Origin of the sequence: Kitasatospora sp. NPDC091257 (assembly GCF_044757675.1) — a bacterium.
Classification (GTDB): Bacteria; Actinomycetota; Actinomycetes; order Streptomycetales; family Streptomycetaceae; genus Kitasatospora; species Kitasatospora lactacystinica.
Window position 1 is genome coordinate 1 of the sequence record NZ_JBIVVI010000763.1, and the last position, 4,464, is coordinate 4,464.

The window sequence follows — 4,464 nt, forward strand, 5'->3', positions numbered from 1 at the left end:
GGGGAGGCTGCCACCACAGCCCGGGGACCGCCCTCACGCGCGCGGTGACGGAGGCCGCCCAGTCGCGCCTGACCCTGATCGCCGGGACCCGCGACGACCTGCCCGGCGACATCGCACCGGCCGGTGCGGCCCTCGCCCGGCCTGCGCGCCCAGTGCTGATCCCCTGGGAGCGGGCCGTTCAGGGCTTCGCGCCCGCCAGCGGGTCCTTCGCCGAGCGGGTGCACGCCACGGCGGCGGCCGTCGAGCAGGTCACCGGGAACGAGCCGGCCGCGATCGCCCTGTCCGCGCCGGACGACCTCGTGCCCGCGGTGCACGTCGTGTGCCCGGGTGCCGGCTCCCGGATGACCAGGACGATGCCCCGATGACCCCCGCACCGCACGCCGTTCCCGACCGCGTCGCTCACGAGACCCAGCTCGCCGGCCGGTTCGACGCCTTCCACGCGGCCCGCTCTCGTTCCTCGATCACCGCGCGCCTCTACGCCCAGGCACTCGGCGAGGACTACCCCGAACAGGTCGGGGCCTCCGGCTCGTGCGACTGGGCCCTGCTGGGGCTGCTGGTGACGCGGCTGCGCCTGCGGCCCCGCCAGGTCCTGGTGGAGGCGGGCTGCGGTACCGGCGGCATCGGCCTGTGGCTGGCCCGAGCCCTGGACACCGACCTCGTCGGCCTCGACCTGTCCCCCGTCGCCGTACACGAGGCCACCGCCCGCATCCCGCACTTCGGCCTGGCGCAGCCCCGGGTGTCCTTCAGGGTCGCATCCCTGGAGGACACCGGCCTGCCGGACCAACGCGCGCACGGCGTGGTGTGCGTGGACGCCCTCGGCTTCGCCGCCGACCGCCAGGCCGCCCTGCGTGAGCTGGCCCGCGTCCTGGTCCCCGGCGGCCGCATGGCCCTGACGCGCGCCACTTGCCGCACCGCCGATCCCGCCTGGGCCGAGGAGGCCCAGGCCGCCGGGCTGGTGCTGGAGCACCTGGACGAGCGGCCGGGCGAGCCGGCGATGTGGGACCGGCTCTACGGCCTGTGGAACGTTCACCGGGCACAGCTGGAACGCGAGCTCGGCAGGGAGCAGGCCGCCGGCATGCTCGCCGAAGCCCACCGCCGCCGCCCCACAATGCCCGGCCGCCGCGCGGTCCTGCTCACCCTGCACCGCCCCCCGGATACGCCCGGCCCGCCGCGCGTTCCCGTTACGATCCGGGAAGGCCTGGAGATCCCCGAGAGGAACCGGACATGAGCCCCGCACACCCCGCCGTCCGCGCGGCCGTCCTCTCGGCCGGATCGTGGGGAACCGCCGCGGCGAAGATCCTCGCCGATGCGGGCACCGGCGTCACCCTGCACGCCCGGCGCCCCGAGATCGCCACCGCCATCAACACCACCGGCCGCAATCCCGGCTACTTCCCGGACGTCGAACTGCCCGCCATGGTCAAGGCCACCACCGACCCGGCAGCCGCGCTGGACCGGGCCGACTACCTGGTGCTCTCCATCCCCGCACAGTCCCTGCGGGCCAACCTCACCACCTGGGCCCCCTTCATCCCGCCCACCACGCTGATGGTGTCACTGATGAAAGGCATCGAGCAGCACACCGGGCTGCGGGCCAGCGAGGTCATCGCCGAGACCACCGGCATCCCCCCACAGCGCATCGCGGTCCTGTCCGGCCCCAACCTCGCGCGCGAGATCGTCACCGAACAGCCGACCGCCGCCACCATCGCCTGCCCCGACGCCGACGCGGCCCGCCGCTTCCAAGCCGCATGCCGCACCCCCTACTTCCGCCCCTACACCAGCACCGACGTCATCGGCTGCGAACTCGGCGGCGTCCTGAAGAACGTCACCGCCCTGGCCGTCGGCATCGCCGCCGGAATGGGCATGGGCGCCAACGCCATCGCGCTGCTCACCACCCGGGGCCTGGCCGAGACGTCGAGGCTGGCCACCGCACTCGGTGCCGACCCCGCCACCCTGGTCGGGCTGGCCGGCCTCGGCGACCTGGTCGCCACGTGTTCGTCCCCGCTCTCCCGCAACCGGACCTTCGGCCACCACCTCGGCACCGGGCTGAGCGTCGACGAGGCAGCCGCCGCCACCCGCCAGACCACCGAGGGCGTCAAGAGCGCCGACGCCATCGTCGCCCTCGCCCGCGCCCACGGCATCGAGATGCCCATCACCGAGACCGTCGCCGCGCTGCTGCGCGGGGCGCTCACCCTGGACGAGGCAGGCACCGCGCTCATGAAGTAGCCCGTGAAACCCGAGCGCTGACCGCCGTCCCTGCGGGCTCCACCACCTCCCTCCCGCTCCGGAGGTCGATCCGTCATGCCCTCAACACTCGCCGAACTCCTGACCTTCGCCCTGATGCTCTGGATGGGCGTCGGCTTCACCCGCCGCCCCGGATGCTGGTTCCGCTGGAAGCTCTTCTCCCACGCCACCTTCAGCATCGTCACCCTCACCGGCACCAAGGACGGCCGCACCGAGCCGGTCAACCCGTACGCGGAGCTGTCACCCGGCAGCCTCATGCTGCCGCCCCCCGTACTCCAGGCCATCATCAGCCACTACGTACGCACCGGCCGCTACGACCGGATCGACGGTCACGGACGTGTCCTGTCCGCCCGAGGCGAGCAGCGGATCGAGGTGCGCAACAGCCGTGTTGTGGTTCGTTGACGCCGTCACCTCCGGGTTCCAGTACCCCACCGACCCCTCCCGCCTCCAGATGTTCCGGATCGCCTTCGGAGCTGTCCTGACCTTCCGCTTCGCCGCCGCCTTCACCAGTGGAGGGTGGAACCGCTTCGCCCCGGGCCAGGTCCAGGCCGCCTTCGCCCGCCGACGCCACGGCGACACCCGGGCCCGCGTCCTGTTCGCCGTCCACCGGCCGATGCTCGTCCTGCGGGCCCTGGCCGCGCCGGCGCTGGCCCTGGGCCTCGCACCACGCCTCACCCTGCCGATCGTGCTGGCCGGCGCCGCCACGGAGTTCGCCTACCTGCGACGCCCCAGCGCCGTCCGCTACATCATCCTCACCGGCGGGTGCCTCCTGCTCGCGGGAGACCTCGGTCACGGGCTCACCCTCACGCATTTCCCCAGCCACGCCAACACCTGGGCGCAGTGCCTGCTCGTTCTGGCCACCTCGGACATCTACCTCAACTCGGCCTGGCACAAGATCCGCTCCAGCCAGTTCCGCAGCGGCCTCTACCTCGCGCAGTTCATCCACACCTACGCCCAGGTCAAGAACGACCTCCGCCACCGGCGCCAGTTCGCCATCCCCCGGCTCGTCCAGCAACACCTCGGCAACCTGACCGCCTACGACATCCGGGCCTGGCGCGCGCTGTCCGCCACGGTCATCGTGGTCGAACTCGCGCTACCCATCGGCCTGATCCTCCCCCAGACCAGGCCCTACGCCGCAGCGGCCGGCATCGCCATGCACGCGGCCTTCTCCTGCCTCAAACCCGTCCAGCTCGTCACCTTCTCCGGACTGGCCACCGCAAGCTACCTCGCATTCGCACCCTGACGCCCGGCGCCATTCGATCTCGACCAGCCGCCCCCGTACAACGATCGGCGGACCCGGGCGGCGGCAGGATCCGTGGCGCACCAACCCTCGTCGGGCCAGCAGATGATGGGCAGCATCGGTCCCCGCGGCCACGGCCAACCCTTACTGGCCGGACAACAACTCGCTCAGCGTCGACTTCGCGATGCCCAGCTCCACTCGCGCAGCCGCCTGCGGAACGCCCCGCGGGGCCTGAGGGTGTTCGGCCGCCACGTCGGCGACCGGCCGCCGTCACCGACCTCGCACCCGACTTCGCTGACCTTCTTCCCGCGATCCCGCGCCGCGGCCGCAAGAGGGGGTGAGCGGGCCCGCCGTGGTCTCCGGCCTCGGCTCAGGAACTCGCGAGGAGATCGAATGGACTCAGGGTCGCTCCTGCACCTCCATGCCGTCGTACGTCCCGCCGACGCACTTGCCGAGCCCGGGTTCGATCTGGAAAACCTCCCCGCCCCCGTCCAGGCACTGTTGCGGGTAGACCCAGGCGTCCGCGTTGGCGAATCCCGCGCTTCCGAGCGTGAGAGCAACGGTCGCGGCGCACAAGGCAACCGCTGTAAGGGCACGACGCATGGGGACATCCTCGGGTCGTATCGGTTGGGCAACCAGCCAATTGGATCCTCGTTCGGTGCCCGGCCCCGGTGTTCCTCCAATCGTGGGCGCGTTGTTCGACCACCACGGAACCGCAGGTCAACGTGCTCGACGTCGTGCGCATCGGGTCCCGCCCACCGCTCCCTGGTGCGGGCGGCGGGACCTACCCGAGGAAGGGGTTGGGGCTGGCGGCGAGGCCGTCGGCGGTGAGGGTGTCGGCGAGGTGGGTGAGCTGGGGGTGGGTGGAGGCGACGGCGCGCAGGAGGTCGCGCACGCTGGGCGCGGGGTCGAGTCGGCGGCCGCGGCCGCTGGTGAGCAGCGGGCCGGCCTCGGGGCTGCTGTGGGGGGCGGCGGTGCGGCGGTGG

6 protein-coding genes are annotated in these 4,464 nt (G+C 72.7%); 5 read left to right on the top strand and 1 reads right to left on the bottom strand.

All coding sequences use genetic code 11. The features are described 5' to 3' along the window. From ACIQOV_RS29015 to ACIQOV_RS29035, 5 genes are all read left to right on the top strand, one after another. A partial coding sequence (locus tag ACIQOV_RS29015) for a YcaO-like family protein (RefSeq protein WP_401053495.1) occupies positions 1 to 365 on the top strand: 365 nt, incomplete at its 5' end. After that, a complete protein-coding gene (locus ACIQOV_RS29020) occupies positions 362 to 1,228 on the top strand; it encodes a class I SAM-dependent methyltransferase (protein WP_401053497.1) in 867 nt (288 codons plus the stop codon). The genes ACIQOV_RS29015 and ACIQOV_RS29020, both read left to right, overlap by 4 nt. Further along, a complete protein-coding gene (locus tag ACIQOV_RS29025; protein ID WP_401053499.1) occupies positions 1,225 to 2,220 on the top strand; it encodes an NAD(P)H-dependent glycerol-3-phosphate dehydrogenase in 996 nt (331 codons plus the stop codon). Before ACIQOV_RS29020 ends, ACIQOV_RS29025 begins: the two co-directional genes overlap by 4 nt. Before the next feature lie 75 nt (positions 2,221 to 2,295). Continuing rightward, entirely contained in the window at positions 2,296 to 2,640 is a 345-nt protein-coding gene (locus ACIQOV_RS29030; RefSeq protein ID WP_401053501.1) for a hypothetical protein, read from the top strand. Then, a complete protein-coding gene (locus ACIQOV_RS29035) occupies positions 2,624 to 3,481 on the top strand; it encodes a hypothetical protein (protein WP_401053503.1) in 858 nt (285 codons plus the stop codon). The genes ACIQOV_RS29030 and ACIQOV_RS29035 overlap by 17 nt, the downstream gene beginning before the upstream one ends. 781 nt (positions 3,482 to 4,262) lie before the next feature. On the opposite strand, the gene ACIQOV_RS29040 is transcribed toward ACIQOV_RS29035, so the two are convergent. Then, positions 4,263 to 4,464: hypothetical protein (locus tag ACIQOV_RS29040; protein WP_401053505.1), on the bottom strand; the 202-nt coding region annotated here is incomplete at its 5' end.

Excerpts from the sequence above, each read along its gene's own strand:
- ACIQOV_RS29025 (WP_401053499.1), top strand. The coding sequence starts at position 1,225 with ATGAGCCCCGCACACCCCGCCGTCCGCGCGGCCGTCCTCTCGGCCGGA.
- ACIQOV_RS29030 (WP_401053501.1), top strand. The coding sequence starts at position 2,296 with ATGCCCTCAACACTCGCCGAACTCCTGACCTTCGCCCTGATGCTCTGG.
- ACIQOV_RS29020 (WP_401053497.1), top strand. The coding sequence starts at position 362 with ATGACCCCCGCACCGCACGCCGTTCCCGACCGCGTCGCTCACGAGACC.